Source organism: Nitrosospira multiformis, from assembly GCF_003050865.1.
GTDB classification, from domain to species: Bacteria; Pseudomonadota; Gammaproteobacteria; order Burkholderiales; family Nitrosomonadaceae; genus Nitrosospira; species Nitrosospira multiformis_E.
In genome coordinates this window covers 22,118-46,897 of record NZ_QAOK01000020.1, presented here as the reverse complement: position 1 = coordinate 46,897, position 24,780 = coordinate 22,118, and the positions used below count along the sequence as shown (strand labels likewise).

28 protein-coding genes are annotated in these 24,780 nt (G+C 51.5%); 27 read left to right on the top strand and 1 reads right to left on the bottom strand.

Annotated elements, in window-relative coordinates:
• The first annotated feature begins 125 nt into the window (after positions 1-125).
• Positions 126-1,229 carry an NAD(P)-dependent alcohol dehydrogenase gene (locus C8R21_RS10940; RefSeq protein ID WP_107762731.1) on the top strand — a complete coding sequence of 368 codons (1,104 nt, stop codon included), beginning with the start codon at positions 126-128 and terminating at the stop codon, positions 1,227-1,229.
• Positions 1,230-1,300: 71 nt separating this feature from the next.
• Here the strand turns inward: C8R21_RS10940 and C8R21_RS10935 are convergent, their stop codons facing one another.
• Positions 1,301-2,206: a LysR family transcriptional regulator gene (locus tag C8R21_RS10935; protein ID WP_107762730.1), complete on the bottom strand. Its 906-nt coding sequence runs from the start codon at positions 2,204-2,206 to the stop codon at positions 1,301-1,303.
• A gap of 112 nt (positions 2,207-2,318) precedes the next feature.
• Here C8R21_RS10935 and C8R21_RS10930 point away from each other — a divergent pair, with 112 nt between their 5' ends.
• From C8R21_RS10930 to C8R21_RS10815, 26 genes are all read left to right on the top strand, one after another.
• Positions 2,319-3,185 carry a pirin family protein gene (locus C8R21_RS10930; RefSeq protein ID WP_107762729.1) on the top strand — a complete coding sequence of 289 codons (867 nt, stop codon included), beginning with the start codon at positions 2,319-2,321 and terminating at the stop codon, positions 3,183-3,185.
• Positions 3,186-3,269: 84 nt separating this feature from the next.
• Positions 3,270-3,836, top strand: a complete 567-nt coding sequence (locus tag C8R21_RS10925; protein ID WP_107762728.1) for an NADPH-dependent FMN reductase — start codon at positions 3,270-3,272, stop codon at positions 3,834-3,836.
• A gap of 45 nt (positions 3,837-3,881) precedes the next feature.
• Positions 3,882-4,283, top strand: a complete 402-nt coding sequence (locus tag C8R21_RS10920) for a hemerythrin domain-containing protein (protein WP_107762727.1) — start codon at positions 3,882-3,884, stop codon at positions 4,281-4,283.
• A gap of 54 nt (positions 4,284-4,337) precedes the next feature.
• Positions 4,338-4,817 carry a hypothetical protein gene (locus tag C8R21_RS10915; RefSeq protein WP_258192364.1) on the top strand — a complete coding sequence of 160 codons (480 nt, stop codon included), beginning with the start codon at positions 4,338-4,340 and terminating at the stop codon, positions 4,815-4,817.
• The gene (locus tag C8R21_RS16445) at positions 4,817-4,948 is read left to right on the top strand and encodes a hypothetical protein (protein WP_258192363.1); all 132 of its coding nucleotides are present in this window, start codon (positions 4,817-4,819) and stop codon (positions 4,946-4,948) included. Before C8R21_RS10915 ends, C8R21_RS16445 begins: the two co-directional genes overlap by 1 nt.
• Positions 4,949-5,103: 155 nt before the next feature.
• Positions 5,104-6,870, top strand: a complete 1,767-nt coding sequence (locus tag C8R21_RS10910; protein ID WP_107762726.1) for a thiamine pyrophosphate-requiring protein — start codon at positions 5,104-5,106, stop codon at positions 6,868-6,870.
• Positions 6,871-8,494: 1,624 nt separating this feature from the next.
• Positions 8,495-8,929, top strand: a complete 435-nt coding sequence (locus C8R21_RS10905; protein ID WP_107762725.1) for a hypothetical protein — start codon at positions 8,495-8,497, stop codon at positions 8,927-8,929.
• A 337-nt stretch (positions 8,930-9,266) separates the two neighbouring features.
• Positions 9,267-9,842, top strand: a complete 576-nt coding sequence (locus C8R21_RS10900) for a terminase small subunit-like protein (protein WP_107762724.1) — start codon at positions 9,267-9,269, stop codon at positions 9,840-9,842.
• A gap of 17 nt (positions 9,843-9,859) precedes the next feature.
• Complete coding sequence (locus tag C8R21_RS10895; RefSeq protein WP_107762723.1) at positions 9,860-11,113, top strand: PBSX family phage terminase large subunit; 1,254 nt, start codon at positions 9,860-9,862, stop codon at positions 11,111-11,113.
• Positions 11,110-12,879, top strand: coding sequence for a portal protein (locus tag C8R21_RS10890; RefSeq protein ID WP_107762722.1), 1,770 nt, complete (start codon positions 11,110-11,112; stop codon positions 12,877-12,879). Before C8R21_RS10895 ends, C8R21_RS10890 begins: the two co-directional genes overlap by 4 nt.
• A 481-nt stretch (positions 12,880-13,360) precedes the next feature.
• The gene (locus tag C8R21_RS16110; protein WP_219906644.1) at positions 13,361-13,708 is read left to right on the top strand and encodes a hypothetical protein; all 348 of its coding nucleotides are present in this window, start codon (positions 13,361-13,363) and stop codon (positions 13,706-13,708) included.
• A gap of 3 nt (positions 13,709-13,711) precedes the next feature.
• Entirely contained in the window at positions 13,712-14,938 is a 1,227-nt protein-coding gene (locus tag C8R21_RS10880) for a hypothetical protein (RefSeq protein WP_107762720.1), read from the top strand.
• Positions 14,939-15,138: 200 nt separating this feature from the next.
• A complete protein-coding gene (locus tag C8R21_RS10875) occupies positions 15,139-16,101 on the top strand; it encodes a hypothetical protein (protein ID WP_107762719.1) in 963 nt (320 codons plus the stop codon).
• Positions 16,102-16,115: 14 nt separating this feature from the next.
• Positions 16,116-17,387 (top strand): phage capsid family protein, encoded by a 1,272-nt coding sequence (locus tag C8R21_RS10870; RefSeq protein ID WP_107762718.1) that lies wholly within the window; start codon positions 16,116-16,118, stop codon positions 17,385-17,387.
• Positions 17,388-17,468: 81 nt separating this feature from the next.
• Positions 17,469-17,909, top strand: a complete 441-nt coding sequence (locus C8R21_RS10865; protein WP_107762717.1) for a hypothetical protein — start codon at positions 17,469-17,471, stop codon at positions 17,907-17,909.
• A gap of 74 nt (positions 17,910-17,983) precedes the next feature.
• Positions 17,984-18,352, top strand: coding sequence for a hypothetical protein (locus tag C8R21_RS10860; protein WP_107762716.1), 369 nt, complete (start codon positions 17,984-17,986; stop codon positions 18,350-18,352).
• The gene (locus C8R21_RS10855; protein ID WP_107762715.1) at positions 18,352-18,684 is read left to right on the top strand and encodes a DUF6682 family protein; all 333 of its coding nucleotides are present in this window, start codon (positions 18,352-18,354) and stop codon (positions 18,682-18,684) included. Before C8R21_RS10860 ends, C8R21_RS10855 begins: the two co-directional genes overlap by 1 nt.
• Entirely contained in the window at positions 18,681-19,304 is a 624-nt protein-coding gene (locus C8R21_RS10850) for a phage adaptor protein (RefSeq protein WP_107762714.1), read from the top strand. Before C8R21_RS10855 ends, C8R21_RS10850 begins: the two co-directional genes overlap by 4 nt.
• A gap of 3 nt (positions 19,305-19,307) precedes the next feature.
• Complete coding sequence (locus tag C8R21_RS10845) at positions 19,308-20,204, top strand: hypothetical protein (RefSeq protein ID WP_107762713.1); 897 nt, start codon at positions 19,308-19,310, stop codon at positions 20,202-20,204.
• Positions 20,204-20,554 (top strand): hypothetical protein, encoded by a 351-nt coding sequence (locus C8R21_RS10840; protein ID WP_107762712.1) that lies wholly within the window; start codon positions 20,204-20,206, stop codon positions 20,552-20,554. The genes C8R21_RS10845 and C8R21_RS10840 overlap by 1 nt, the downstream gene beginning before the upstream one ends.
• Positions 20,545-21,135 (top strand): hypothetical protein, encoded by a 591-nt coding sequence (locus C8R21_RS10835; RefSeq protein WP_107762711.1) that lies wholly within the window; start codon positions 20,545-20,547, stop codon positions 21,133-21,135. Before C8R21_RS10840 ends, C8R21_RS10835 begins: the two co-directional genes overlap by 10 nt.
• Before the next feature lie 104 nt (positions 21,136-21,239).
• Entirely contained in the window at positions 21,240-21,413 is a 174-nt protein-coding gene (locus C8R21_RS15900) for a hypothetical protein (protein ID WP_177219780.1), read from the top strand.
• A gap of 2 nt (positions 21,414-21,415) precedes the next feature.
• Positions 21,416-21,727 (top strand): hypothetical protein, encoded by a 312-nt coding sequence (locus C8R21_RS10830; protein WP_258192362.1) that lies wholly within the window; start codon positions 21,416-21,418, stop codon positions 21,725-21,727.
• Positions 21,724-21,999 (top strand): hypothetical protein, encoded by a 276-nt coding sequence (locus C8R21_RS10825; RefSeq protein WP_107762709.1) that lies wholly within the window; start codon positions 21,724-21,726, stop codon positions 21,997-21,999. The genes C8R21_RS10830 and C8R21_RS10825 overlap by 4 nt, the downstream gene beginning before the upstream one ends.
• A 50-nt stretch (positions 22,000-22,049) precedes the next feature.
• Entirely contained in the window at positions 22,050-22,604 is a 555-nt protein-coding gene (locus C8R21_RS10820; protein WP_107762708.1) for a lysozyme, read from the top strand.
• Entirely contained in the window at positions 22,601-24,637 is a 2,037-nt protein-coding gene (locus C8R21_RS10815; RefSeq protein WP_107762707.1) for a hypothetical protein, read from the top strand. Before C8R21_RS10820 ends, C8R21_RS10815 begins: the two co-directional genes overlap by 4 nt.
• Positions 24,638-24,780: the final 143 nt, after the last annotated feature.

Here is a 24,780-nt window from a genome sequence, read left to right as displayed (position 1 = left end):
GGAATTTAATTCTATAGCTAAAATTGAAGATGAGGTAATTTTTTATATGGGTGGAAATTTCTCCCGCGCTTCTATGCAAAAGAATGAACGGAGCTTGTGATAGATAAATAGAGGAGGCTGTATAGATGGAAATCCGGGCAGCGACGATTCGACAGAAGGGCGGACCTTTCAGGATCGAGAATTTGACTCTGGATGAGCCAAGGCCAGAAGAGGTGCTGATTCGTATTGTGGCCACTGGCATGTGCCATACCGACATGGTAGCGCGCGATCAGCTTTATGATGTTCCCCTGCCGATCGTGCTTGGGCATGAAGGGGCGGGTGTTGTCGAGCGGGTAGGCAGCAACGTGAAGAAAGTGGCAGCAGGAGATCACGTAGTGCTGACCTATATGTGGTGCGGCCACTGCAGACCGTGTCTCCAGGGTGATTTGACCTATTGCCAGAATTTCTATGCGCTGAATTTTGGCGGCGCCAGGGAAGACGGCAGCAGCTCCACTCGCGATGCGCATGGTTCGCTTCATGACCATTTCTTCGGCCAGTCGTCGTTCGGCACTTTTGCTCTTACCCACGAACGCAATGCGATCAAGGTGCCGAGGGAAGCTCCGCTGGAACTTCTTGGTCCGCTTGGCTGCGGCATTCAAACTGGCGCCGGTGCAGTGATGAATGCGCTTAAAGTCGATCCAGGCGCCAGTTTTGCAGCTTTCGGCGGGGGAGCGGTAGGGCTGAGTGCGGTGATGGCGGCTCGCGTCGCGGGCGCCACAACGATTATTGCTGTGGATGTCGTTCCGTCCCGGCTGGAGCTGGCGAGAGAGCTCGGGGCAACCCACACGGTGAATAGTCGCGAAACCGATCCTGTCGCGGCGGTGCGCAAGATCAGTGGCGGCGGCGTAGAGTACACTCTTGAATCCAGCGGCCGCCCCGAGGTATTGCGCCAGGCCATCGATGCACTGGCTATCCGCGGCACCTGCGGGATTGTCGGCGCACCTGCTCTCGGAACAGAGGCCAGCTTTGACGTGAATGGCGTAATGACCACCGGCAAGCGCATCATCGGGATCATCGAAGGCGATAGCACGCCGGACCTCTTCATACCAACCCTTGTCGAGCTTTATATGCAGGGACGCTTTCCATTCGACAAGCTTGTAAAGTTTTACCCTTTTGACAGGATCAATGAGGCGGCAGAGGATAGCGAGAAGGGTATCACCATCAAGCCGATTATCAGGTTGGCATTATAAGAACTCTATAGCCCCACTTCTTGCGTATGCGGAAAGGGCAGGAAGGAAACCGCTTTCCGCGAATATTGCACTTAATCCTCATGCAGTAAGCGAAAACGCTGTGCGAGAAAGTCAATGAGCGTTCGCACCGATGGCAGAAGTCCGCGTCGAGATGGAAATACAACGTGGACAATTTCCCGGTGAGGGGTCCAATCTGGTACGAGTCTGACCAGCGAACCTGCTGCCAAATGATCACGTACCATCAGCACAGGTAGTTGTACTATTCCCACACCAGCCAATGCCGCATTTCTTAAGGTAATCATATCGGTGGTGATTAAACGCGGCATGTGATGAAGCGTTGCCTGGGAGCCATCCGGGCCATGCAGCACCCAGTTGTGGATTTGCTGAGGCGTCCCCAGTCCGAGGCTAGGCCAACTGCTCAACTCGCCAGGTGTGCGAGGAAAACCGAAGTGCCGTACAAGCGCCGGACTGCCCACCAGACACTGTCCCCGATCAGCCAGAACCCGCATGACCAGATCACTATCCTGCAAGGGTGGGGGTCGCACGCGAATGGCTACATCCACTGCTTCGCTCAGCACATCCACACGCCGGTTGGTGGCCTCAAGATAGAGCGTGATGCGCGGATAACGCACCATAAAGTCGGCCAGCATCACCCCGACATTCACATGCAGCAACGCCACGGGACATGTCAGACGGATGACACCCCGAGGTTCAGCTTGCATTGCGTCTATTGCTTCCTGGGCAGCCTCCGCTTCCACGAGCATCGCTTTGCAGTGCTCGTAATAGCTCTGCCCGACTTCAGTAACCGCAAAGCGCCGTGACGAACGCTGGATCAGGCGAACTCCAAGCCGCTCTTCCAGCATTGCGATGCGACGGCTGAGCTTTGATTTGGGCACTCCCAGTGCCCGGCCCGCCTGTGCAAAGCCGCCGTGATCGACTGCCTGAACATAGTAGTAAAGGTCATTCAAATCTTGCACAGCAGTTGCCTATCGTCCTAAAAATAGGACTCTGATAGCTATTTTAGCAGCCTACACACTTACTGGTTTCGAATCTATACTTTCATTACATCCTATTAATCAGGAGTTCGACATGAAAAGAATTCTCGGTATTTATAATGCACCTCCTTCCCATTGGGTGGGAGATGGCTTCCCTGTGCGTTCCATGTTCTCGTACCAAAGTCACGGCAAGCAACTCAGTCCTTTCCTGTTGCTCGATTATGCAGGACCAGCCGATTTTTCACCTGCTGACAGGCCTCGCGGTGTGGGCAAACATCCGCACCGTGGTTTTGAGACAGTCACCATCGTTTACAAAGGTGAGGTGGCGCACCGCGACTCGACCGGTCAAGGTGGAACTATCGGTCCAGGTGATGTGCAGTGGATGACGGCGGGCGGAGGCATCCTGCATGAGGAGTTCCATTCCCCAGCATTCATTGAATCCGGAGGCATACTGGAAATGGTACAGTTGTGGGTGAATCTGCCAGCCAGGGACAAAATGACTGCGCCTGGCTATCAAGCCATCCTCGACCGTGATATCCCAAGGGTAGCACTCCCTGACGAGACGGGAACGGTTCGCGTAATTGCAGGCGAGTATGCCGGTCATGCGGGTCCAGCCAGAACCTTCACGCCAATGCACGTCTGGGACATGCGACTGAAACAGGGAGGGATCACAGAATTGACACTTCCTGAAGGATGGAACACGGCAGTGATTGTTCTGCATGGGACCGTGCTCGTGAATAGCGAAACAGTTGCTCTTGAGGCGCAGATGGTGGTATTGGATCGGGCGGGTCAAGACCTCTCGATTGAAGCCAACAACGACGCTGTAGTATTGCTGCTAAGCGGCGAACCCATTGACGAGCCCATTGTTGGTCACGGCCCCTTCGTGATGAACAGCCAGCAGGAAATTATCCAGGCCATGAATGATTTCAACAGTGGTCGCTTCGGGCAAATAACCCATTAGTCCCAGTTTGCTGTTTCCGGCGGGAGCGGATAGCAGGAATTCGTTCCTTCGCTTTTAGCTATCACAATGAACGAAAGGAAAAACATGACTCTTAGACTTCACATCATTATCTGCAGTACACGGCCCGGCCGGGTGGGACCCTCCGTTGCCAGATGGTTTCATGAATTTGCCGTACAGCACGGAAAATTTGAGGCGGTGCTGATCGATCTGGAGGAATTCAATCTGCCGATATATGATGAACCCGAACATCCGGTCCGTCAGCACTACCAGCATGAGCATACGAAGAAGTGGGCGGCGAGCGTGAGTTCGGCAGATGCCTATGTATTTGTGACGCCGGAATATAATTTCGGAGCTCCACCTTCTCTCCTGAATGCGCTCAATTATGTTTACAAGGAATGGAATTATAAGCCTGCGGCATTGGTAAGCTACGGCGGAATCTCAGGTGGCATGCGCGCAGCACTGGTTGAAAAACTTACCCTTACGACACTGAAAGTGATGCCTATGGTGGAGGCGGTTGCGATCCAGAATGTGTCGGCACATCTGGACGATATCGAGAATTTTGTGCCGAACGAACATCATATAAGTTCGGGTACATCGCTGCTCAATGAACTGCATAAGTGGGCAGTGGCGTTGAAAACAATGCGGCAATGACTTTAACCCTGGCTTGTCGTCGGCAACCTCATTATCACCCTTGAAATGCCCCGGATTGGCGCCTTGCTCTCGTTATCCCGTGAACACCATACTTCACTGGTAGTGGCGCGGGATGCGCGACGTGCAGCCAGTACCGGCGACCCCGTCGTATTATCCGCAGCTATCAGGGATATCGAGAGCCATTGGGCTACGCTTCTAGTCCGGCATTTCGAGGTGGAGGAACGGCTGCTGGAAACTGTGGGGGGCGCGTTCGCTGCAGAAGTGGCAGCACGAATTCGCGCAGAACACGAAGAGTTGCGGAGGCTGGCCTGCAATACCTGCGATCTCACCCCGATAGACCGGTTACGCCGGTTCGGCGAGCTTCTTGGCTCGCACGTGCGTTACGAGGAACGAATCGCTTTTCCGCAGTTGCAATCGCATTTATGCATTATCAATGCGGATGTATAGCCTGTGCAGACCGCTCACGTTTTTCCAGAAAATCTGTTAGTCAAAAGGAGACGTATGCATTTTCCCGATTTCTATGAAAAAGCGCCTGTGATACGCACTCGCGATCCATTCGCCGCTATGCTCGGGGCGGCGCGCGACGGCGTGCTGGAATACCGTTATGTTGATGCCGTACGCCTCGCTGGACATTCCTGCCCTACAGTTGCGGGTGCGTTCCTGGTGGGGCGTGCTGCATTGGCCGCTCTGTACCCTGATGAGCCTGCGGAACGCGGTAATATTGCCGTGTATATGCCGGCGCCAGAGCAGGAAGGTGTGACGGGTGTCATGGCGCAAGTACTGACTTTGCTCACGGCGCTGCGTCTAGCAACGGTTTTCATGGCATTCGCGGACAATTCCGACGCCAGGGTCTGCTCACTTTCGCGGAGCAACGGGAAGGGGAGGCGATTAACTTCAAACGCCTCGATACGGGTGCAAGCGTGGCAGTGCATCTCAACGTCTCGCCGGTGCCGGCGGATCCCGCTCAAGGAGAGCGGTTGATGGCCATCCTGGAGGGTCATGCCAACGACCTGCAACGCGGGGCGTTTGCCCAGGCATGGCAGGAACGTGTACGCCGCCTGCTATTGGAGTTTGCGGATGATCCCGATGTGATAAGAGTGAGGCCTGTATGACAGCCCTGCAATGGCATTTGGCACTCCGATCCGGATAGCAGGGGAAAATGCTGACAAAAGTCCGGGTTTATGTTGCTACCGTGAGCTACCGCACAATGTTTCATGCATATTTATGCGATGTTTCGGAGCAATAATATTCCCAACAGAGTTCGATCATGAAAGAAACGGTCAGCGATTTCCTGGTTCGGCGTTTGTCCGAATGGGGAGTAAAACGTATCTTTGGCCTTCCTGGTGACGGCATCAACGGCATTATGGGGGCAATCAATCGAGCTTCAGATAAGCTCGAATTTATCCAGGTCAGGCATGAAGAGATGTCGGCGTTCATGGCGTGCGCGCACGCCAAGTTTACCGGGGAGGTGGGTGTTTGTCTGGCTACCTCGGGCCCAGGAGCCATCCACCTGCTCAACGGTTTATATGATGCCAAGCTTGATCATCAGCCGGTGGTGGCGATAGTGGGTCAGCAGAAACGTACCGCTCTGGGGGGCAGCTACCAGCAGGAAGTCGATCTCGTTTCACTCTTCAAGGATGTGGCGCATGAGTATGTTCATATTGTGACAACGCCAGGGCAAGCGCGCCATGTGCTCGATCGGGCTATGCGTATTGCAAAGGCCGAGCATAACGTATGCTGCGTTATCGTTCCCAATGACATCCAGGACATGGAGTTTGTGAAACCCCCTCACGAACATGGCACGATTTATTCGGGAGTAGGATATCAGCCTCCCCACGTGGTTCCAGAGATTGAGGACGTGCAACGGGCAGCGGATGTGCTGAACGATGGGTCGAAGGTAGCGATTCTGGTTGGCGCGGGAGCATTGAACGCAGCAAGTGAAATTCTCCAGGTGGCTGATCTGCTCGGCGCGGGAATTGCCAAGGCGCTCCTGGGAAAAACCGCGGTCCCTGACGATCTGCCTTATGTGACAGGGACAATCGGCATGCTGGGCACAAAGCCGAGCTACAGCATGATGACGGAGTGCGACACACTTCTGATGATCGGTTCCAGCTTTCCCTATTCCGAATTTCTGCCTGAGGAGGGGCAGGCGCGCGGCGTCCAGATCGATATCGATGGACGAATGATGAGCATGCGGTACCCGATGGAGGTAAACCTCGTCGGGAATAGTGAGGATACGCTAAAGCTGTTGATACCGTTACTTAAAAGGAAGGAATACCGTACGTGGCGCAATCGTATCGAGAGCAATGTCGAGGAGTGGTGGAAGAAAATCGAGGCAAGAGCGATGGAGCCGGCAAACCCCATCAATCCCCAGCGCGTATTCTACGAGTTATCGCCACGGCTTCCGGATAATTGCATTCTCACAGGCGATTCAGGTTCTTCAACTTTCTGGTATGCGCGAGATATTCGAATCCGTAAAGGCATGATGGCTTCGCTCTCTGGCGGTCTTGCTACGATGGGATCAGCCGTGCCCTATGCGATCGCGGCTAAATTTGCGTACCCTGACAGGGTGGTAATAGCCGTGACAGGAGATGGCGCCATGCAAATGAATGGCATGAACGAGCTCATTACCATCGTCAAATACTGGCGGCATTGGAGCGATCCACGGCTAGTGGTACTGGTTTTGAATAATCGCGATCTGAACCTGGTAACCTGGGAGCAGAGGGCCACTGAGGGTGATCCGAAATTCGATGCTGCTCAGGATCTTCCGGATGTCCCATACGCAAGTTATGCAAAATTGATTGGTCTGCACGGTATACGCGTCGATCGCCCGGAAAATATCGCCAGCGCGTGGGATTGGGCCTTGACCGCAGATCGACCGGTGGTGTTCGAGGCATGTACCGATCCGAACGTGCCACCGTTGCCACCCCATGTCACTTTCAAACAGGCGAGAGCCTATACCTCAGCAATCATGCAAGGTGATTCAGACTCGAGGGAAATCTTCAGAGAGACAGTAAAGCAGATTTTTGCCTGATCAATTTCGTATGATGGGACAGCATGGATAATTCAGTTCGCAATCCCAGTTTGGCGGTGAATTCGTTGTAGAAAATTTGACACACTGCTTCGTTTTCGAGTAGAGCCGCCCGGCTGGTAAGTCCATTCACCGTTCCGTCCCTGTAACGATTGCGCACACGATTTGGCACACACGCTCCCTTTGATGGACAGGCCGGCTGCAAAGAGATAGTCATTGAGTGCTGCTATCGTGTTAAATCATTGATGCTCCCCTTGTTGTCGCGTAGGTGGCGTTCTACGAGGCAAAATTGTGCTATGACTTTTCTGGGATGGAAGCTCGCCATTTATCGTGTAGATAGGGCATGGTCCTGAATACCCCGGTATGGAGGGGGATCGCGTTGAGGTGATCTTGATTACTCGTTGGGCACCTGTTCCTGCCGCTGCTTCTGCAACTGCATCTCTGTTCAGATTGGGGGGATTACAAATGATATAGCCGTTGAATCCGTGAAGAGGTGTCCCGGGCGGCATGTAGCTGCCGGGGTATTGAAAGCCGGATACCGGATCAATATAAGGCTGCATGGGCAGCACAATGATTGACCGGCCAAACAAATGCGTGTTGAGCGGGGTGCCACCATGAGCTTGTGCGAATACGCCAGGCTGATTTACGGGTGTTGGGGAATAAAAGGACGGGTAAAAAGAGCTGCCAGGGACACTTTGCGTCAATTCCGCTGTGGGTCCGGCTATCAGAACAGCGCCTTCTGGTGCATCCATCTCTCCCGACCCCAACTCTTGTGCTGTTGCGTTATTTGAATATGGCAGACCAAATATAAGAAGCGTTACGAGTTTTTTTATCACAGAATTTCGCTTAAAAAGTATGGATAAGACTTTGGAAGCAGGAGATAGGATGGTATTTAGTGGACGACCCAACAACCTTTAATTTATAACACTGACGGGAGAAAAATCAATTTTGCTGTGATTGGATAATTCAGGGGAAAAAATCCCTTTCTCTTAAAGATCAAGTTGAGGACAACAAATAGCTTGACAATAGCCGGTAACGGTGTATAATTCATCTCCATATTGTGGATTGTCGTGCACGATCACAAAACTAAAAACTCCGCTGTAGCGGTTGTACATCCACCCGTCTAGTGCGGGTTTTTTATTGTCTGTTGAAGCCTGATACCCACGCATAGTATCAAATAAGAAAGATCGGCAAGTAAGCTATTTTTTACTTGTAATAGCAGAGGTAATAAAACTTTGGCGGAAGATAAAAATGTTTGCAAGAAACTGTACCTTCTATGGTGTCAGAAAATAATTGAACCGGTGTGCGATGCCTGCTTAGCATCTTACAGTTTCGTTATTGATGTCAGAAGACGGAGCTGAAACAGTCGATAGACGCGGTGCTTCGATAAGCATCCCTTAAGTCTCGCTCATCATCTGTCTCGTTCATCACCTCGATCCTGCAACTCAGATCGGAGCGAATGGAAGACAAAGGATGGAGGGCAGCTCTAGATCAGCTGTTCACACGTTCAGTTAATTCTAAGCCCGTATCCGGTATTTGCAGTAATAGCCAACCCGCCTCGAGCGGGTTTTTTTATGTCCGCTTCTCGCGGATTTTTCGAGGCAACAACACAAATGTTTACGAGAAAATGATTACGGCAATCAAATCAATGATTGGTGCCATCAAGCCAGTAATTGAGGCAATCAGACCAAGGATTACAGTAATCCTGGTTGCCATTTTTGCAGCGCTTGCTTTTACCGGTGGATACTTTGTCAGTGATTGGCGAGCTGAATCGCAGATGCAGCGCTTGAGTTCCCAGAATGCAGTATTGTCGGCAGCAAACGAAAAGTGCGCATTGGATATCCAGTCGGTGAGGACAGCGATGAGCACGTTGACAGAAGTGGCGGCTGAGAGAGAAAAAACGGCAGCCGAGGCGATGCGTCATGCGACTGCTGCTGCAGCAAAGCACACGAGTCATGCAAAGAAAATACGCACCCTTCCATCAGTAGCACCCGAGCATCAGTATGAGGCAATCACGAGAGAGCAGATAGAGTATGTGCAGAGCCGCCATCAGACCGATTAGATTCAACTCCGTGTATCCCCATAGCGCCTCCTCGCGATTCAATCGCTGCTTGCTAGCCCACTTGGCGCTGGTTTTTGCGACCTTATTGGCCGGTTGTGCGGGGAAGCCGGTGATTCAGACTCAGGTGATCGAGAAACCTGTTGCTGTCCCTTGTCTCGTTGATACTCCATCCGAGTGCAAGTCGGCCTATGCGATTGATCGCGTGTCAATCAAGGACGACCCTCTGACGATCAATAGAGCGCTGCGTACGGAAATAGAAGAAAGATCGGCATGTGAGGTCAAATTACTTGCTGCATTGAGAGGATGCAAGAAGGGTATGAGGAGTCTGTAAAAGGAAATGGAAAGGGAAGCGCTGATAAAGCCGGACATGTGGAAATTCGAGAGTGAAATATCCAGCGAGGAAACAGAAAAGGGTGCAATAAGCGTAGAGCCTGCGAGTCCGAAAAAGAGCAGTCGAGCCATAAAGAAGCGTGAGGTAGTTGACGCGATCTTTGCTGGCATTTCACTTGGAAAGTCGGCTCGCGCGATGTGCGTGGAGGTTGGTATCAGTCAGAGGGTTTTATGGAACTGGCTGGCGAGTGACGAAGAACTTATGCGCCAATATCAACGCGCCAAGGAGCTTTGCGTGGATGCCTACGCGGAGGAAATCATCGAAATTTCGGATGAGGGATCAAGAGATACGTATGTCGATGAGAAGGGACGGGAGGTCATAAACCGGGAGGTTATTGCGCGCGCGCAATTGCGCATCGATGCGCGCAAGTGGTATGCCGCACGACTGGCGCCAAGAAAATATGGCGATAAATTACCTGTCACACACGAAGGCGGTGATGCCAGAAAATCCGTAGTGCATAACATCACGATAGCTTTTGTCGCTCCGGAAGATAGAGGTAATGAGCCAAATGTATCATCGTAAATGGCGGCTCGAGTGCTATGACTCCCCATAGAGCTGAATTTCCGTCAAAGCTCAGATTTCTGTTTAAACCGGCACGCTACAAGATCTTATATGGAGGAAGAGGGGGTGCAAAAAGCTGGAGTGTTGGCAGGGCATTATTGATTCAGGCGGCTGCAACCCCATTGCGCATCTTGTGTGCGAGAGAATTTCAGAATTCTATCGTCGAATCTGTGCATCATTTATTGAAAGCTCAGATAGAGGCCATCGGTTTAAGCTCATTTTACGAAGTGCAAAACAGCGTTATCCATGGAGCAAACGGTTCCGAGTTTATCTTTGCCGGTCTGCGTAGCAACGTAACCAGGATCAAGTCGTTCGAGGGTGTGGACAGGGTCTGGGTGGAAGAAGCACAGACAGTGAGCAAGACAAGTTGGGATACGCTTATTCCGACTATTCGTAAAGAGGGGTCGGAAATCTGGGTGACTTACAACCCTGAGCTCAATACCGATGAGACTCATCAGCGGTTTGCAGTCAATCCCCCTGTTGGCGCTGTCGTAGTAAAAATCAATTGGAATGACAATCCATGGTTTCCGGAGACCCTGCGACGGGAAAAGGATGAACTGAAAGCGCGTGACCCGGATACTTACCAGAACGTATGGGAAGGGAATTGTAGGGTAACGTTGGACGGAGCGGTTTATTCGAAGGAGCTGCGATTGGCACAGGAAGAAGGAAGGATACGGAGTGTGCCATATGATGAGGCAAAGCCGGTACACACTTTCTTTGATCTCGGCTGGGCCGACAACACCAGCATCTGGTTTGCGCAGACCGTTGGTAACGAACTCAGGTTGATCGATTACTACAGTAATAGTCAGATGCCAATTCAGCATTATATCGGAGTGCTGCAAAACAAAAGGTATATGTACAGTACAGATTGGTTACCACACGATGCCAGGGCTCGGACGTTGGCAACCGGACGTAGCGTGGAGGAAATTATGCTTGCAGCGGGGCGACAAGTAAGAATCGTGCCAAATCTCTCCATTCATGATGGTATCAACGCGGCGAGAACTATCTTTCCACGTTGCTATTTTGATGAGCTGAATTGTGCAGAAGGCCTGCAAAGCCTGAGGCATTATCGATTTGATGTCGATCCCGATTCCGGTCAATTCAGCGCAAGACCCTTACATGATTATCACAGCCATGCAGCCGATGCCTTTCGCTATTTTGCTGTGGCAATCGAGGAGGATAAACCGGCTGTGAGTGCGAGAGGCATTAATATGAAAGGTTGGCGGGCATGACTGAGGCAGGTGTTACGGCAGATATTTCGATTGAAGCTTACGACAAAATATGCCGCGATATTCGGGATCAACCGAAGTGGCGAGCGGACTCGGACACGGACTGTGATTATTACGACGGCGCGCAGACCAGCGCGGAGGTGATCGAGCGCCTGAAGATGGCAGGTATTCCTCCCCAGGACTCCAATCTGATCAAGCCGACGATCAATGCAGTATTGGGGTTGGAAGCGCGTAGCCGAACGGATTACAGGGTGACGGCGGATGATGAGAGCCAGGCAGAGATTGCGGAAGGTCTTTCCGCAAAAATCAAGGAGGCCGAGACCGAGTCACGGGCAGACCGGGCCATGTCAGATGCGTATTCCAGCATGATCCGTGCAGGTATCGGGTGGGTGGAAATATCCCGGGAATTTGATGCGCTCAAATATCCGTATCGTGTCCGGGAGGTGCATCGTAACGAAATTTACTGGGACTGGAGTTCAAGAGAGCCGGATCTGTCCGATGCTCGATATTTGCGACGCGATAAGTGGATAGACCAGCTTCAGGCTGCACTTATGTTCCCGGACAGGGCGGAAATCATTGCAAATAGCTGGAAGGGGTGGAACGACACGGATGTATACGAGGGGTATGACAACGGCTTGGCGAGAGCTTATGAAATCGAGCAGGCATGGAGCCGCAACCAGGAAGATTACCTGAACCGAAACTCGGGTATGGTCAGGCTTTCCGAATTATGGTATCGGCATTTCGAGGATGCCTACGTCCTGGTATTGCCTGATGGGAAGGTAATCGAATACAGCGAGGATAATCCCTATCATCAGGCAGCGGTTGCCCAAGGTCTCGTGCAGGTCCAGAAGTCGGTTCTCAGCCGGATGCGGGTTTCAATTTGGCTTGGGCCGCATAAGCTCATGGATGTTCCGAGCCCATTACCTCATTCAGATTTTCCATATATTCCATTCTGGTGCTTTCGCAAGGATAGGAGTCGAGCTCCCTATGGATTGATTCGTGATATGCGGGGACCCCAGGATCAGATAATCGATCTGGATATTCTTCTCTACGAAGTCCTCAATTCGGTAAAAGTTGAAGTGGACAATGATGCGCTCGATCTCAGCCAGAATTCTTATCAGGAGGTTGCCAATAATATAAGCAGTCTGCGCTCGATGACCATCCTCAACTCTCAGCGAAGAAATGCCAGCGGCTTCAGGGTGATACGTGAGCATCAGCTTGCTACCCAGGTATTTCAGCTCGTGCAGGAACGCAAACGCAGGATTGAAGAAGTGGGGGGAATCTATCGTACTATGCTGGGAGCACATACCTCAGCAAGCAGCGGTGTGGCGATCAACAGTCTGGTGGAACAGGGCTCGACCGTGTTGGCGGAGCCCAATGATAATTTTCGCCATGCTCGCCGACTTGTTGGTCAACAACTTCTTGCGCTGATCAAACAGGATATGTTGGGCAGTCAGAAGGTCGTCACAATCAGACAAGGCGCAAAGCAAAAACTCATTTATTTTAATCATTCGGTGATGACTGCCGGTGGCCCGATCGTAGAGAACGACATTGCCACGGCTCAGGTTAAGGTTGTACTGGAAGATGTCCCCGCCACACCCAGCTTCCGGGCACAGCAGTTGCAAGCGTTCAGCCAGATTGTGCAAGCAGCACCACCCACGTATCAAGCGATTTTATACCCTGTAATGCTGGAGCTATCTGACGTGCCTAATCGTTACGAACTGGCTGAGCAGTTGCGGCGGATGAGTAGTACCGGTGGTAATGCATAGCTATAAGCATTAACAGCAGTTCCAGCAACGATAGAGCCAGTTGAGGCTGGATAGCTGATGAAGCAGCCTAAGTGCTTCTAAAACGAAGGTGGAGTACGCACGATGTGCGAATTTGATCAGGCGAGAGGTCTGGAACTGAAGGGAAAGGAACTCGCCGATATTCACAACCCTGAAAGTTGTTAAATATCTGGGGTTATTAGATAACTCTTCACGTGGGAAAAGAAACAAGATGATTCGCTTATTATATGACACAACGATTAATGGTTTGCGGTTCGGCAAGGGCTCTATCCTAGCTCTTGATTCAGTTACCGAAAGCAACCTTTTATCCGAGGGGGACGCAGACCGAAATATAGACTTTTTATCTGCTGGCCTACTTCCAACATTGGTTTTGCAAAGGTATACACCTGTGACCCGGACGTCTGATAACGCTACCGACACATCATATGTAACCCTTGCTTCTATAACAGTTCCTGGGGGAACAATGAACATGAATGGAGAGCTGGTGGTAACCCAGGATTGGAAATACACAAATTCGCCAACCGTTAAAACGCTGGCGATGGACTGGAATGGGATCAACGTTAGCGGACCAACAGCTACGACGACTGTAAGGTCGAATTATCGGATATCCATCAAAAATCTGAACAGCCTGTCCTCTCAGAGTATTTTTGGGAATACCACATTCGGTTTAGCAGCGGGAGACCCGAACGGTTTCGCGAACACGGCCAATGATGTGGTTATCGATCACAGATGCAGGTGGTCAGCAAATGTATTGGGCGAAAGCATCACTCTGCTTGGATATTCAATCTGGTACTACCCCGGGAGCAATTAATCAATGGCAAATTATATAGTGACTTCTGGCAGATCAGCTGTCTACCCTGCTATACATCATGGCGGACATTTTATCGGCAATCGGGCTACATTTTTTCTGGATAAGGATTTCACTAATCCTGACTCGAACGCGCTGGCAATACCTAATCTGCCGATCAAGCTTTTATCGACATCTCCGGTATCAGTGAGCGATCGGTTCTTTGGCATGCATGTATATAAGCGATCCAATGATATTGCAACGGACGCTTCATTCTATACTGTTCGCTCGCATGATATGGCGGGTGGTAAAGCCCGGTGGCAAAAAATTGAACCATACGACAACGTATGGGATTTCAGCGATCTCGACGATTGGGTAAATATCCATCATGCTGCAGGACGGGATATTCTTTTTACGTTATACGGGACGCCACAATGGGCATCAGCAAGGCCGAATGAACAGGGAGCTTACGGCCCGTACAATCTAGGTTTGCAGGCTGAACCGGCAGATATGTCCAGGTGGGACAGGTTTTGCTCCAAGATTGCAGAGCGTTACAAGGGCAAGATCAAGTATTACGAGGTCTGGAACGAGCCGAACTATTACAACGATGGAACCGGGCTCACCGCGGAGGGTTTGTCAAATAAGGCCTTCTTCTTCTCAGGTACGTTTGCTAAGTTAGCGGAAATGACGCGGCGAGCGAATCAAGCAATCAAGGCGGTTGATCCGACAGCGAAGATTATCAGCCCGGCTTTAACAGTGTGGTCTGCAACAGCAGGTAGCAGCGCTGAAACGTATTTCCTCGGAATGATGGCTGCGCCAACGGGTGACGGTTCAACAACCATGAAAGACTGGATCGACATCGTTGGCGTACACTTGTACATCGGAGGAAACGATATAACAAAGTTGCCCGGAATGATAGATCGGATCGACGCGGCGAAAGCGACTGCAGGAATTGCCGGGAAAGAAACTTGGGATACGGAAAGTGCACCTATCAGTCCTGACATAGCCCTGATGAGCGGCACAGCGGGGGACCTATTTATCGGACGCAGCCTGCTTATCCAAGCGGCCAAGGGTATTGCTCGAACAATTTACTATCAATATGATATTGCATCAATGGGCATTAAAGACAGATCAGTTGTCACATATCGGAACCGTATTTGTAATTTACTCCAGAGTGGGGAGATTTTGTCCGCTTGCATTTTTACTGATGGTCGAGTTGGATACTACACACGTACGGGGTTAAAGACTATTTGATGTTCGTTTAGTTGTAAAACACAAGCCGCTTCGAGCGGCTTTTTATTGGCTTTCGCTCATACGCACGCACTCGCGGCAATATTGTAGTGGTAGCCCCCGAAATCCCTGGATAACACGATTCTTGTGCTTGTCCAGGGATTTCTTTTTTGAACCCTGCTAAGGACAGGCCCGCTCACTGGGTTAAGTAGTTTGGAGAAAAAATGGAAGTGGATCAGCTTACGGATGAGCAAATCGCAAATCTTACACCGGAACAAATCGAGATATTGGAAAGCGATCCGGGCAAGCTTGCGGAAATTCTAGGCGGACAGGAAGTACCTGAGGAAGAAGGAACGGAGAAATCCAGCTCTGATGTGAAAGACGATGCGTTCAGCAAAGTGAGTGACGATGAAGGTGAAGATGAGCCTGTCGTTTTGAACAAGAGCGGCAAGGGAACTATTCCCTACAAGAAGCACAAGGAACTGCGGGTAGAGAACTCAGCGCTGCGCGAGCAGCTAAAGTCCACGCAAGGCAAACTCGACGAATTCCTGATGCGGAAAGAGGAAGCAAAGGAAGCAGAGCCCGTTGTGCTGGATGAAAAATTCAAGACGCACCTTGAGGCTCTGAAGGAAGAGATGCCTCAACTTCATCAGGTACTCAGTGCGCTGCTCGAGGGGAGTCGGAAGCAAGGCGAAAGGCTGGAGCAAACGCTGCGGGAACTGGAGCGTGAAAAGGAGGAATCCGAGCGCATAAGCCAGCAGAGTACTGCAGAGCAAGTCGCTGAGGCAAAAGACAATAACCCTGATCTCGTGCATTGGGAAAGTAATGACGCTGACGCCTGGGAAGAAGCGCTGAAGCAGGACGAAATTCTGAGAACCAATACGAAGTGGGCGGGAAAGCCTTATGCGGAACGTTTCCAGGAGGTTGTCCGGCGTGTCAGGGCGATTATACCGGAAGCCTCTACTCCAAAAAAGAAGTCCGATCCGGGAATGATGAAAGCGGATGTGCAAGCCAAGCTTGAGGCAGCCCCGGTGAGGAAGCCTGTAACTCTATCGGATATTCAGGGTGGAGCAAATCCAGCCTCTGAACGTGAGCAGCTTGAGAATCTGAGTCCTTTTGAACTTGCTCAGAAGTTGATGAAGATGCCCACGCATCAGGCGGCAGCCTTGAGAGCCGAACTTGATTAAGGATTATTGATTAAATGGCTGAAACAAACGTAGCAAGCGGAAGTTCACTGGCAGTCAAACATTATAGCGCGGCGCTCTTCGCCAACACGCTCAAAGGATCCACAGCGATTGACAGCCTTGTCGGTCCGGTCGAGCCTTCGGTAGCAATGCAGAAAATTGCCGGTCAAACAAATCCGGGGATGCCCATTGTGCGAATCGATAATTTGATGAAGAGTGCGGGCGATGTCGTATCGCTCGATCTGGTCGATACCGTGGGTGGCGAACCGCTGATGGGTGATGTCAATCGTGAAGGACGGGGCAGTGCGCTTTCGTTTTCCTCGATGGAGATCAAGATCGATCTATCCAGTAAGGTCATCGATGCAGGTGGCAGCATGTCGCAGCAGCGCACCAAACATCAGTTGCGTGAAATTGCCCTGGCGCAATTATCAGGTTATTTCCCCCGTCTCGACGCCCAGGAAACACTGGTACATCTCGCTGGGGCGCGCGGATCGCAAACCGGTTCGGACTGGACAGTACCGCTTCAAAGCGCCCCGAACTTCGGTTCCATAATGGTGAACCCCGTGAAGGCGCCTACCTTTAATCGCCATTTTGTAGTGAATGGCGCCAATCTGACCTCAGGAGGGCAGCAGTTGGGATCCATCGTTTCAACGGACGCCCTGCGCGTGTCGCATCTGGATCTGCTGCGCAAGAGGCTCGATGACATGGATCAGCCGCTGCAATCCGTCAAACTGGCAGGGGATCGGGCTGCGCAGACTTCCAAGATGTGGGTATTTCTCGCCACCCCCAATCAGTACTCGCTCCTTTTGACCGAAGGTTCGTTACGTGCATTCCAGCAGAACGCCATCAATCGGGCGGCATATTTTGACGAGCGCCATCCGTTGTTTGCCGGGGAGGTTGGAATGTGGAATGGCATTCTGGTGATCAAGAATGAGCGTGCAATCCGCTTTATGCCTGGCGAAAACACGAAGATAGTTACCGCAGCAAACGCGGCAACTGCGGCAGAAACCGATCAAGCTGTCAATGGAGCATTGACAGCCGGCTATGCGATCGAGCGCGGATTATTATTGGGCGCACAAGCATTGGGTGTCGCTTATGGCAAAACCAGGGTCAGCGGGATGCAGTTCGGATGGAAGGAGCATTGGTATAACTTTGAAAGTAACCTGGAAGTAATGGGTGAGAAGGTTTGTGGCAAAGCGAAAACCCGTTTCTCTATCGACGATGGAACAGGTTTCAAGGTACCCACCGACTTTGGTGTGATTGCGGTTGACTCGGTTGTACCACTTTAATCCGTTTTAACCCGTTTGATACATGAAAGCGGGGCTTTAATGTTCTGCTTTCACCCATCACTTTTCGAGAGATATAGATAAATGGCCACTTTTAGCGCACCAGACCTGAACAGCAAAGCGCTGCCCATGGGCAACTATGGCAACGCCGCGGTGGTTTATGGGACAGCAACGCCCTTATCCGGAGTAGTTGGAAGCATCTACCGTCCGGTCAGAATCCCGGCTGGCATGAGTGTTACAGCGTTACGGATAGTAAATGACGATATGGATACAGGCGGCACTACATTTGCTGTAAAAATCGGCTATACCCCAGTCGATTCCGGTCAAGGTCCTGTCGAGGATGATGATTACTTTTCCGCGGCTACAACGATTTTATCCGGCGTGGCTCTTACCGACCTGAGATTTCAACCCATCAAATTCGAAAAAGATGTGTACGTCATCCTGACGGTAACTGTACCTGCCACTGCGTTTGTTTCGGGCAATATCACTGCAATCGTTGCGGGCGAGGCGGCAGGCGTCAAGTAAAAGCAAGCAGTAATCAGGAAGTCAAAGGCGATCCCCAGAAACTCTGGGGATCGCCTTTTTATTGAGGATTTCATATGCCCAAAGTCAAATATATTGCCACCGGCATCAAGATTGACAGCATCAATGGCGTGGGGTTGCGCTGGGAACCGGATCAAGTGCGGAATGTAAGCGCTGAAGTTGCTGAGAGACTGCTCGTCTACTCCGATACCTGGATGCGGGTCTACGATGAGACGCTGGATAACGTCGTGCCGATCGGGCTGGCTCAAGCAGAGAAACCGGTTGAAGAACCGCTGCCGGTGATCGACTTTCATTCCATGAGAAAAAAAGCTCTGCTTGAGTTTGCCGAGCGCAAATACAACGAACGGCTGGACAAGCGTCAAAACGAGGGAACCATACGGCATAAAGTGATTGCCCTGTTTTCCAGGAACGAGATGCCGGACTGATGTCATTCTCATATCAGTCAATCGTCGAGCTGGCTCGTATTCCGCTGAATGATGAAGACAAAACACGTTACTCGGATACTGTGTTGCTGTCCTTTGCCAATCAGGGGATGCTGCAGATTCTCAGACGGCGGCCGGATCTGTTCATAGGTGAGTTCAACAACCTGCCCGATGGGGAACGGGCCTTGGATGATGTTTTTCCGCTACCGCCTATATGCCTCCAGACAGTAGCAGATTATGTCACGGCCAGAGCAGAAATGTCTGACGATGAGCATGTCAATTCCGGGCGTGCGGCTCTGTTCATGCAGTTGTTCGGCTCCGAGGCGCAACCATGAAATTCTGGAGCGATTTTTATGATCTGCTTATGCCAGACCTGCCTGGATGCCCAGCTGCTGCAGCCGACAGTGCATTGCGTCAATCCTCTATAGCGTTCTGTGAGCAATCCCTGGCCTGGCAAACCGAGCATCTGCCTGTCTTCGTAATGGGAGGCATTGCGGAATATGCCTACTCCCCCCCTGAAGGCGCGGCAGTTCATGCCATCATACATGCAGTGCTGGATGGAGAAGAAATAGAGTCTTTTGCCTGCGAGAAGAACATCAAGATCAAAAACTTGCGCCGCCAAACTGGCAAGCCACGATATGTTCTTGGCGGTCCATTTTCGCTGACCCTGGTTCCAACTCCGGATAGTAACGGGGTATTAGCAGTAACGGTTGCGCTAAAACCTTCGGCCCTCAGTACAGGGATTGATGACGCGCTATTCCACGAATACCGCGAAGCCATCATTCACGGCGCTATGGCGCGGCTAATGCTGTCACCTAAAAAGCCCTATACCAATATCCAGCTAGCCGCCTATCACCAGCAACAGTTCATTATCAAGACGGCGGCAGCAGGCATGAGAGTAGCCCGAGGCTATACCAGAGCGCCATTCCAGACAGCAATCCTGAGACGAGGATAAAACATGGGACTCAAGTTCTCGAATTTTGGCAAGGCCATCATCAGTTCCGCTCCCAGTGGGACAACGGGATTGAGCTTCACAGTGGAGGCCGGAAAGGGCGTTCTCTTTCCATCGCCAGGCATCGGCGATTATTTCTATGGCATATTCAAGAATGCTTCCGGCAACCGGGAAATTGTGAAAATCGAGGCACGTACGACCGACAGCTTAATCATCGCGCAAGGAGGACGAGGACTGGATGGTACGGCTCCCCGTACCTGGGCAGCAGGCGATTACTTCGTTGCCGGTGTAACCAGCATCGCCTTGCAGGAATCCCTTGCAAATCCAAATCTCCAGGCGCTTGGCGCCCTGGAAACGTCAGCCGATAAGATGGCGTATTTCACTGGCCCGGGCACAGTCGCATTGGCGAATATGAGCTCCTATATCCGGGGCTTACTGGATGATGATAATGCGGCGGTTGCGAGAGCGACACTGGGCGCTGCGCCCGCCAGCCTCATTCCTCCCGGAACTGTTATGTCATTTTTTCAGGCGACGGCACCGTCAGGCTGGACTCAGGTCACGACACACCATAATAAGGCACTGCGTGTTGTTGGAAGCACCGGTGGTGGTTCGGGCGGTTCAGCCGCCTTCACGTCAGCCTTCACGTCGCAGGCGGTTTCCGGCTGGAACAGCGCGACGACATTGACCTCGGCGCAGATACCGGCGCATACCCATAGTTTGAGTGTGTATGGAACATCAGGTGGAGGAGCCAACCCCAGCGGTGGAGGGGGGGGAGTTATTACCGGAATGCCAATTACGGATGCCGGCACAGGCGGCGGCGGCTCACATAGTCATATTTTTACCGGCACGGCCATCAACCTTGCCGTGCAATACATCGACATAATCATAGCGAGTAAGGATTGATGGAAATACGTACAGCGAATTGTCCCCTGGGAGCAAAGTGTGAAGAGCTTAAGCTCGAAGACGGCAAACCTGTCCTCTATCGATGTCCATGGTATGTGCAGGTTCGCGGCGTAAATGTCAACACGGGACAGGAAACCGATTCATGGGGATGCGCTATAGGCTGGCTGCCCACACTGATGATCAACGCAGCCAACGAATCCCGCAAGGGCACCGCAGCTACAGAATCCTTCCGTAATGAGATGGTGAAGCACAGCGAGAAAACCCAACGAGTGCTGCTTGTGGCAGCGCACATGGCGAACAGGAAGGTCCAGGGTAACAGTTTATCGGAGCAGGGTGAGATATGCGATTGACAATCATTCGGGACGACAGCGCGGTTGGAGTAGATGGCGTATTCAGGCGAATCGATTTGTCGTCGTTGAGGGCCAATGTGCGCGCTGTGCAGTGGAACGGTACAAGCGGTCACATAGAATATGACGATACTGCAAATACGCTGTTCACAAACATAGCAGAGTTTCAGTCATTTGTGGATCTATGGAAATCCGCGGCGTCAGAACAGATCACCTCGTTGACTGCACCGAGTCCGGATCAAATGAAAGCAGCGGCCCTGGCTCGTATTAACACTGCTTATCAGTCCAAGGTAAGGGAATTGACAGCAGTTTATCCAGAGGAAGAAGTGAAGAGCTGGGCGTTACAGGAAGCGGAAGCAAAGACATGGTTTTCGAATCCTCAAGCCCATACTCCCTGGCTGGATAGCGCTGCTGAGGCGCGAAGTATAAGTAAGGCAGATCTGGCAGCCAAAATTACCACCAAGGCTGCTGCATTTGCAGGGGTGCATGGTCAACTGACGGGCAAGAGGCAGAGATTACAGGACATGATTGTTGCCCTTGGCGATTTTCCCACCCCACAGCAATTGGATGACATCAAATGGTAAACACATGATCGAAACTTTTTGAACAAGACAGCAAGACGCGCGTAGCCGCTTTTTTTGCCCGAACGGGCTTTTTTATTCAATACCCAGGAGGAATTATTGTGACCATGTTTCAACGCAAACGCATTAAAGCCATTCAGGAAGAGGTGGAAAGACAACATGCCGCAGTCGAAGGCCGCGCAGACGGTTTGTTGGAAAAATTGAAGGGGTCGAAATGGACGGCCGCAATATTGCTGGGTGCGGTCGTATTTGCAATCATGGTTTTGTGGAGTTTGTCCTGATCATGTCAGATGATGACGGCGATCATAAGGTTGCGAGGAGCACAGAAAGGCGGCGGGGGCCGTCCACCTACACATTATCCTTCGGTGGAATTATTGCAGTGGCTGGCCTCGTTGCGTCGGGCGTAGCTACGTACAACACACTGCAAAATGATATTGCGACCCTGAAACGGGGTGAGTTGTATCAGGAAAGAACCAATGAACGTCTTGATGATGAAATCAAGTCAATGAGAGCCGAGCAGCGTGAAACGTTGAAGGAATTCAACGACAAGCTTGACAGAATCATCGAGAAATGGACGAGAGGGAGAAAGCCATGAGGTATCTGCTGGGAGCTTTGTTTCTGGCGTCATGCACCATGCTTACCCCCCTGGTGACGAATGAACCACTGGTGACGAACGAAACCGCAATGGAGTCACCTGTTTCAACTGTACAACCGCAAACGTCGATGAGCACTGCAGAAATTCCGAAGCCAAAGTCCAAGACAGCATCTCCCGTTTCGGAAATATCCTCCTGCGCCACACTGGATGCAGGCGATCTGAAGGAGACCATAAAGGCGAAGCTGGATTGCATCACAGAAAATACTCCCTGACACATGTACCCGATACGGATAAATAAGCATGGAACACAAGGGATCATGAGATGAGCAAGCCATTGTTTAACCAGGGAAGGTCCGCTGTAGCGCTATTAGTGTTGGCAGCATCAACGCTGGTTGGGATCGCGGTGCACGAGGGGTATAAGGATGAGGCGTATATCCCTGTGCGCGGGGATGTCCCCACCATCGGGTTTGGTACGACCGCGGGTGTGAAAATGGGAGACAAGACAACGCCAGAGCGGTCTTTGGTCAGGCTGCTGGACGAAATAGAGGGCGTTTATGCCGCTGGAGTCAGGCGTTGTGTGACCGTGCCTCTCTATCAGCACGAGTATGAAGCGTATGTGAGCCTGGCTTATAACATCGGTGTCGGTGCTTTCTGTCGAAGGGCATTACCTGGAAAACCCCCTAATCTTATCGACCTGATCAATGCAGGACGGTATGTGGAAGCGTGTGCGCGCATAGAGGCATTCAAATATGGCCCTCGCAAAAAAATATTACCAGGCCTCGTGAAGAGGCGTGCTGAGGAACGGGCATTATGCGAGGGCCGAAGAACTGGTTTAAGGCATGATAGTTCTTCCGGAATGGGAGATCTGGCGAAATGAGCGCATTCAGGATTTCCGGATTTTCCGGCCTTGTGCCACGACTGGCAAAGCATTTGCTCAGCTCGAATCAGGCGCAAACAGCGACCAATTGTAATCTTGCCGGTGGAGATTTGCGACCCAGAAACGCGGCGCTACTTGTGTTTTCTCCACAGATAGATGGCGAGATCCGGTCGATGTTCAGGATCGAAAAGGATGGAAACGAGAAGTGGCTGGCCTGGAGCCGGGATGTAGATGTAGCCCGCTCGCCTGTTGCGGGGAATATACCGCAGCAATTTTACTACACAGGGGACGGAGAGCCTCGCACCTCTGACTTTGAAATGGCGACCACCGGGTCGGGGATTTATCCATCCACCTGCTACGTACTTGGCGTTACACCCCCAGTCAGCGAACCACTGGTAATGGCGTCAGGTGGAAGCGGAGTAGTGACTTCCCGGGCCTATGTTTACACATTTGTCACGCGGTGGGGGGAGGAGTCGCAGCCTTCCCCCGTTTCCATAGTAACCACTGGAAAGATAGACGCAACCTGGATGATTTCAAATCTGGACGCAGCCCCCCCCAACTCCGGGGCAATTATTGCTGTTTTCAAGAATTCTCCAGCTGCCGGCCAGGCGGAAATCAGCCTTGATACCGTCTTCGGCTTAAGAGCGCATGAGGAAATCAGGTTTGAATCAGTATCAGGCATGACCGACTTGAACGGTCTATTTACCCTGATAAGCGTAGACCCGATAACGAAAAAGGTTGTCATATCCCTTTCTACAGACCAGATCTACGCTGGGGGTGGGAAGTGGAAGCGCCAGGCCCCACACAATACCGGGGGGATGAACAAGCGCATCTATCGGACGCTCGCGACTTCGTCAGGGAGCGAGTATCGCTACGTCGCAACACTTTCAGCGGTTACGAAAAGTTACAGTGATACTGTTCCTGATACGGTAGTTGCATTAGGAGAAGTATTGCCCTCCACGAACTGGGAAATGTCCCCGGCCAACATGAGAGGCATTGTTATGCTTGCGAATGGAATTGCCGCAGGATTCACGGGTAATGAGGTACTTTTCTCAGAACCGTTCAAACCTTATGCTTGGCCCACCTCGTATCGCCAGACATACGATCAGGAAATTGTAGCGATCGCTGCCATGGGTACCACACTGGTTGGCATGACCAAGGGGAATCCTTTCACCATTACCGGGGTTGAGCCTGCGACCATGGGTGGAGGAATGGAGAAGCTGGGGGTAGCGTGGCCTTGCATGTCGAAGCGGGGGGTGGCGAATTTTGCATTTGGCGTTGGATATCCTGCTCCACAGGGAATGGTAATGATTGGGACAAGTAGCGATATTGTCACAAAAGACCTGTTTACCCAGAAGGAGTGGTCCGAACTGAATCCTGACACCTTTATCGCTACCTCTGCCGATAACCGCTACTACTGCGGCTATTCGGCTGGAGATAGCTCCCTCATGTTCGTGATCGATAAGGCGGAGAACGCATCCTTTTCAAAAATCAACCAGAACATCAGTTGCATCTGGACAGATCCCATAACCGGCAAGCTTTACGTCGCCACAAACAAGAAAATCTACGAATGGGAAGGGGATACGGGGACCAAGCTTCTCTATGAGTGGAAAAGTAAATGGTTCGTTACTGCGCCACCAGTTAATTATGGTGCAGGGAAGATTGATGCCGATTTTGAAATGACGGAAGAAGAAAGAGCAGCGGCACAATCCTCCTATAACGAGACTATCGCTGCCAACCAGACACTGATCAGTTCTTATTCCATGAACGACGGACTGGCAGATACATGCCTTGGTGAATACGAGATTGGGGGCGATGCGACACAGGATATTCCTCTCTTATCCATGGATTCCCTGCAATTTCAACTATGGAGCGATGGCGCGCTGAAGTTTATCAAACAGGTCAGGAATAGCCGTGCGTTTCGACTCCCCGGCGGCTATAAGGCTGATAACGTCGAGTTTGTGCTATCTGGCAATGTGAAGGTAAACAGCGTCGTCCTGGCTGAAACAATGGATGGATTGAAGCAGGCATAACTGCCATAAGTCCCAATTGAACGGCCGGATTGGCACTCTCGATTAGATCTCCCGAACCGCTCAAGGTATTTCAAGCAGCTTTCTTCTTCCTGATTTTTGTCACTCAAACGTGAGCCGCTCCTATTCGGGCGGCTTTTTTACTT

Bases quoted from the DNA above. Each gene is read 5' to 3' on its own strand.
- C8R21_RS10940 (WP_107762731.1), top strand. From the start codon at position 126: ATGGAAATCCGGGCAGCGACGATTCGACAGAAGGGCGGACCTTTCAGG.
- C8R21_RS10930 (WP_107762729.1), top strand. From the start codon at position 2,319: ATGAAAAGAATTCTCGGTATTTATAATGCACCTCCTTCCCATTGGGTG.
- C8R21_RS10925 (WP_107762728.1), top strand. From the start codon at position 3,270: ATGACTCTTAGACTTCACATCATTATCTGCAGTACACGGCCCGGCCGG.
- C8R21_RS10920 (WP_107762727.1), top strand. From the start codon at position 3,882: ATGCCCCGGATTGGCGCCTTGCTCTCGTTATCCCGTGAACACCATACT.
- C8R21_RS10915 (WP_258192364.1), top strand. From the start codon at position 4,338: ATGCATTTTCCCGATTTCTATGAAAAAGCGCCTGTGATACGCACTCGC.
- C8R21_RS16445 (WP_258192363.1), top strand. From the start codon at position 4,817: ATGGCCATCCTGGAGGGTCATGCCAACGACCTGCAACGCGGGGCGTTT.
- C8R21_RS10910 (WP_107762726.1), top strand. From the start codon at position 5,104: ATGAAAGAAACGGTCAGCGATTTCCTGGTTCGGCGTTTGTCCGAATGG.
- C8R21_RS10905 (WP_107762725.1), top strand. From the start codon at position 8,495: ATGATTACGGCAATCAAATCAATGATTGGTGCCATCAAGCCAGTAATT.
- C8R21_RS10900 (WP_107762724.1), top strand. From the start codon at position 9,267: ATGGAAAGGGAAGCGCTGATAAAGCCGGACATGTGGAAATTCGAGAGT.
- C8R21_RS10895 (WP_107762723.1), top strand. From the start codon at position 9,860: ATGACTCCCCATAGAGCTGAATTTCCGTCAAAGCTCAGATTTCTGTTT.
- C8R21_RS10890 (WP_107762722.1), top strand. From the start codon at position 11,110: ATGACTGAGGCAGGTGTTACGGCAGATATTTCGATTGAAGCTTACGAC.
- C8R21_RS16110 (WP_219906644.1), top strand. From the start codon at position 13,361: ATGAACATGAATGGAGAGCTGGTGGTAACCCAGGATTGGAAATACACA.
- C8R21_RS10880 (WP_107762720.1), top strand. From the start codon at position 13,712: ATGGCAAATTATATAGTGACTTCTGGCAGATCAGCTGTCTACCCTGCT.
- C8R21_RS10875 (WP_107762719.1), top strand. From the start codon at position 15,139: ATGGAAGTGGATCAGCTTACGGATGAGCAAATCGCAAATCTTACACCG.
- C8R21_RS10870 (WP_107762718.1), top strand. From the start codon at position 16,116: ATGGCTGAAACAAACGTAGCAAGCGGAAGTTCACTGGCAGTCAAACAT.
- C8R21_RS10865 (WP_107762717.1), top strand. From the start codon at position 17,469: ATGGCCACTTTTAGCGCACCAGACCTGAACAGCAAAGCGCTGCCCATG.
- C8R21_RS10860 (WP_107762716.1), top strand. From the start codon at position 17,984: ATGCCCAAAGTCAAATATATTGCCACCGGCATCAAGATTGACAGCATC.
- C8R21_RS10855 (WP_107762715.1), top strand. From the start codon at position 18,352: ATGTCATTCTCATATCAGTCAATCGTCGAGCTGGCTCGTATTCCGCTG.
- C8R21_RS10850 (WP_107762714.1), top strand. From the start codon at position 18,681: ATGAAATTCTGGAGCGATTTTTATGATCTGCTTATGCCAGACCTGCCT.
- C8R21_RS10845 (WP_107762713.1), top strand. From the start codon at position 19,308: ATGGGACTCAAGTTCTCGAATTTTGGCAAGGCCATCATCAGTTCCGCT.
- C8R21_RS10840 (WP_107762712.1), top strand. From the start codon at position 20,204: ATGGAAATACGTACAGCGAATTGTCCCCTGGGAGCAAAGTGTGAAGAG.
- C8R21_RS10835 (WP_107762711.1), top strand. From the start codon at position 20,545: ATGCGATTGACAATCATTCGGGACGACAGCGCGGTTGGAGTAGATGGC.
- C8R21_RS15900 (WP_177219780.1), top strand. From the start codon at position 21,240: ATGTTTCAACGCAAACGCATTAAAGCCATTCAGGAAGAGGTGGAAAGA.
- C8R21_RS10830 (WP_258192362.1), top strand. From the start codon at position 21,416: ATGTCAGATGATGACGGCGATCATAAGGTTGCGAGGAGCACAGAAAGG.
- C8R21_RS10825 (WP_107762709.1), top strand. From the start codon at position 21,724: ATGAGGTATCTGCTGGGAGCTTTGTTTCTGGCGTCATGCACCATGCTT.
- C8R21_RS10820 (WP_107762708.1), top strand. From the start codon at position 22,050: ATGAGCAAGCCATTGTTTAACCAGGGAAGGTCCGCTGTAGCGCTATTA.
- C8R21_RS10815 (WP_107762707.1), top strand. From the start codon at position 22,601: ATGAGCGCATTCAGGATTTCCGGATTTTCCGGCCTTGTGCCACGACTG.